A 3,905-nucleotide genomic window follows, 5' to 3' on the forward strand; every position below is an offset into this window, starting at 1 on the left:
TTCGAGAATTAAGAGCCTACTTAAAAGATTATAGTGATTAAACTAAGTCAGAACTTTTCCCTTTTTAAAGGTCATTTTCATTTTGCTACCTCTAAAAAATTTAATTCCCTTTTTTTCATTTTCCTCTTGACATGGAACGCGTTCCAGATTGTACAATGAAGTCAAGCTAGCGAAGAAATAAGATTTGAACTCGGAGTGGAGCGCAAATCCATAAAGAAAAGGAGAGAAAAATCATGCAAACAAGAACGATTAAACGTATTTTTACTAATATGGATGGGGCGCTTTTAAATTCAAAGGGGCAAGTTTCCGAAAGGAATGCCAGACGCATTCGCAGAGCAGATATTCCGATTACGCTGGTCTCTGCGCGTGCGCCAATGGAGATGCGTGAGGCTATTGAATTGTTGGGTTTGCAAGGTCCGCAAGTGGGCTTTAATGGTGGTTTGATTTATGAGGTTGTCAATCATCAAATTCGTCCGCTGCACATCAAGATTATTTTCAAGCAGACCGCGGCAACGATTTTACAGGCGGTGCGGTAGCATTTTCAGCAGGTCAAGTCTCAGTTATTATGACTTGAATCATTGGTATTGTGATACAGTAGATGAAAGAATTTGTTACGAATACGACTTGACTCATCAGGCACCGACTCAGGTTCATGATGAAGTTCAGCTTGTGACAATCTGTTTAAAATCATGATGATTAGTTTTGAAGAGGAAGAAATGCAAGATTTGCAGACTTATCTGAATAGTCTAGAACTAACTAGTGTTACAATTCTGCGTTCTGGTCGGTTTTATTTAGAAATCATTAGAAAAGAAGCTCGAAAATCATCAGGGATTGATTACATTAGTCGGAAAGAAAATCTAAAAAAAGAAGAAACGGCTGCCTTTGGTGACGGTCACAATGACATTCCGATGCTAGAAATGGTTGGTTTTCCGATTGTCATGGCCAATGCCTTTAAGGATGTTAAGGCACATGCTTTTAAAATTACCAAGAGTAACGATGAGGACGGAGTTGGTTACGGAATTCACAGGTATCTCATCGGTTAAGTGTTGAAAATCAGAAAAGAACTCAAGGACCAATATTCGAGAAATAGCGGAGTTGAGTGGCTATTCGGTGTCTAGTGTATCGCGCGTGCTCAACAATCCCCCATATGTGTCAGACGAGGCACGGGAGAAAATTCTGCAAATTGTCAGAGAACTGGACTATACTCCAAATCTAGTCGCAAAAGAACTGAGTTTGGGCAATACTTATAAAGTGGGTGTAGTCATTCCTCATGTGCGTCACACTTATTTTACCAAGCTCATCAACGGTATGTTGGATCAAGCGCAGAGAAGTGACTATAATTTGCTGCTTTTGCCGTCTCAGTATGACAAAGAACTAGAGCTTCAGTACCTGGAACAATTGCGAGGTCAGGCTTTTGATCATTTGATTTTCACCTCACGAAGCATAGATTTGGAAACCATTACTTCCTATGCTAAGTACGGAAATATTGTCTGCTTAGAAAAGGTAAACCAGTAGTGTCTATATGGATCGCAAACCAGCTTGTAGAGAAGCTTTTCGCTGGTTGAAAGAACTGGGTTATCAACATTTAGCCCTTATTTTCACTCGTAAAGACAAGCGCAGTTCTACCTATCGGATTATGATGAGGTCTATGGATTGGAGCATACTCCGATGATTCTCGAAGGTGTTGCTATAGAAGAGAATGCTTATCAGAAAGCTTCCGAACTTTGGCAACACCCAGAGATTGACTGTATTTTTTTAAGTGGAGATGACATGGCAGCAGGCTTTATGCAGGCTTATGAAGAAGCTGGAAAACAGCTCCCCTTCATCATGGGGCAAGAAAACATTCTGGCTGGACGGCTCTTGGGTCTCTCTACCATAGATAACAAATCCTATCAGCTGGGTCAGGAAAGTTTCAAGCAGATTTTATCTGAAGAGAAAAAAACCATTGTGCTCAAATCAGAGTTTATCCAGCGATAAGAGACTTGTTGTTTTTCAAATTAGCTTACTTATTTAATAAAGAAGAATCACCTTTCAAATCAAGGTGATTTTTTACTGAAATTTTTCTAAACAGAAAATATTGACAAGAAAAAGTAGACATTGTATACTTTTTGAGGGAAAAAATGAAACGAAATACGGCAGAGTTAAAAGAAAGACTGATCCAGACGGGGATTAAAGAGATTGAAGACCATGGTATCGACCAGCTATCACTGAGGACTGTCGCTAAATCCTGCGGTGTTACTCACGGCACTCCTTACCGGCATTTTGAAAGTAAAGAAAACTATTTAAAAGTCGTTTTAAAACGACTTTCTGCTTTTCTCAACCAAGAGATCCAAAAAAAGATCGATTGGAAGGCTTCTGCACAAAATCAACTGGCCCAAATGGGATTTAACTTCATCATCTTTGCGAAGGATTACCCCTATTTCTTTGAAGCCCTCTTTATTAAATTTCCTTTTAAGTATATGAAAGTCACTCAGGATACTATTTCGCTGGATTCTGATTTGCCAGGATTCGCTGCATTTAAACGGATTGTTTTAGAGCTTCGTAAGGAGGAAGGCTTTACCAACAGCGAAGCTGAAACACTGTTTCACTTTTGGAGTTTTATTTCAGGTCTTGCTGTTTTGGCGAACAGTCCCATTGGACGTGACTTTGACAACAAAGCCATCCAGACTAACATTGAGCATATCCTTGATGTCTATATAAAAGGAGAACGGTCATGAAAATCTTAATTGCTTTTACTCATCCAAACCCTCAAGGTTTTAATGGTGCTATTCTCAAGCAAATCCAAACCAATCTTTCTGAAGCGCATTCTGTCAAAACCTTAGATTTATATGCTGAACAGTTTGATCCAATCTTATGATTTGATGAAAATCAAAAACGCCGCGATTTGGCTAAGGTTCCTGAAATGGAGAAATACCGTGATCTTGTCACTTGGGCAGATCACCTAATCTTTATTTTCCCGATTTGGTGGAGCGGTATGCCGGCTATTCTCAAAGGATTTATTGACCGAGTATTTGTAGCTGGTTTCGCTTATTCTTATAAAAAAGTCGGTTTTGAAGGGCACTTACAAGGAAAATCTGCTTGGATTATCACCACCCATAATACGCCGTCCTTTGTGCTGCCTTTTATTCAGGATTACGGTAAAGTTCTGAAAAATCAAATTTTAAAAATCTGCGCTGTCGCACCGGTTAAGTTAACACAATTAACAAATGTTGAAAAAATTTCTGATGAACAGCGCCAGCAATTCTTAGAAACCATCACTCAAACAGCCCGTCGTATTTAAAATAAGGATGATTGTAAAGCAGAAATAGTACGATACAGCTGAAAACTAGCTTAATAATCTATTTCTTATGAAACATTTCTTGAAAACCTGCGTAAAACTGCTATAATGGAAGTGGAAAAATTAAGGAGGTGTCACGATGGAATATAAGGAAGTGGAATGCAGGCTAGTGGATCATGGAATCAGAGAGTATAAAAAATTTAAAGGAATCAAGATTTATAGTAACAGCCGTTTTTCTGAAGATAGGAAAAAAATAATCTATAAAACGATTTATCTGACACCCAAGAAGAACCTTGTCTACTATCAAAGAGAAGATCTCAACTATGATTCAGAGTGGTGGCTCAGAAAGCATAAGGATCTACCATTCTACCATCAGCAAGAGGCAGATACGGTTTTCAAAATTTGCCAAGCTTTTGCTGAGTTAAGCTCTTACCTAGACAAATCTACTATCAACAAGTTGGAGCAAAAGTTAGCGGCAGGTGCTTTTATTGAAACCTTGAATATTTAACTTGACAGACAGCCAGTCTCTACGGACTGGTTTTTTTGTATGAAGTCAGTTGCATTGTTTCATAGGACATTTGTCTATTTTTGTTATTGATAAATTGTAAAATATAGTGCAACAAAAAAA

The 3,905-nt window shown here is 38.5% G+C and carries 4 protein-coding genes and 2 pseudogenes; all 6 read left to right on the plus strand.

Annotated elements, in window-relative coordinates:
• The first annotated feature begins 233 nt into the window (after nucleotides 1-233).
• Nucleotides 234-1,043, plus strand: a pseudogene (locus tag HMPREF2574_RS04785) (Cof-type HAD-IIB family hydrolase).
• A gap of 34 nt (nucleotides 1,044-1,077) precedes the next feature.
• Nucleotides 1,078-1,515 carry a LacI family DNA-binding transcriptional regulator gene (locus HMPREF2574_RS10855; RefSeq protein WP_257374195.1) on the plus strand — a complete coding sequence of 146 codons (438 nt, stop codon included), beginning with the start codon at nucleotides 1,078-1,080 and terminating at the stop codon, nucleotides 1,513-1,515.
• A 153-nt stretch (nucleotides 1,516-1,668) separates the two neighbouring features.
• The gene (locus HMPREF2574_RS10860) at nucleotides 1,669-1,977 is read left to right on the plus strand and encodes a type 1 periplasmic-binding domain-containing protein (protein ID WP_257374194.1); all 309 of its coding nucleotides are present in this window, start codon (nucleotides 1,669-1,671) and stop codon (nucleotides 1,975-1,977) included.
• A 143-nt stretch (nucleotides 1,978-2,120) separates the two neighbouring features.
• Nucleotides 2,121-2,717, plus strand: a complete 597-nt coding sequence (locus tag HMPREF2574_RS04795) for a TetR/AcrR family transcriptional regulator (protein ID WP_024052411.1) — start codon at nucleotides 2,121-2,123, stop codon at nucleotides 2,715-2,717.
• Nucleotides 2,714-3,280: pseudogene (locus HMPREF2574_RS04800) on the plus strand (NAD(P)H-dependent oxidoreductase). The gene HMPREF2574_RS04795 and the pseudogene HMPREF2574_RS04800 overlap by 4 nt, the downstream one beginning before the upstream one ends.
• A gap of 136 nt (nucleotides 3,281-3,416) precedes the next feature.
• The gene (locus HMPREF2574_RS04805; RefSeq protein ID WP_004224594.1) at nucleotides 3,417-3,785 is read left to right on the plus strand and encodes an EXLDI protein; all 369 of its coding nucleotides are present in this window, start codon (nucleotides 3,417-3,419) and stop codon (nucleotides 3,783-3,785) included.
• The last annotated feature ends 120 nt before the right edge of the window (nucleotides 3,786-3,905 follow it).

The sequence above is a fragment of the Streptococcus sp. HMSC034E12 genome (assembly GCF_001835915.1).
GTDB classification, from domain to species: domain Bacteria; phylum Bacillota; class Bacilli; order Lactobacillales; family Streptococcaceae; genus Streptococcus; species Streptococcus vaginalis.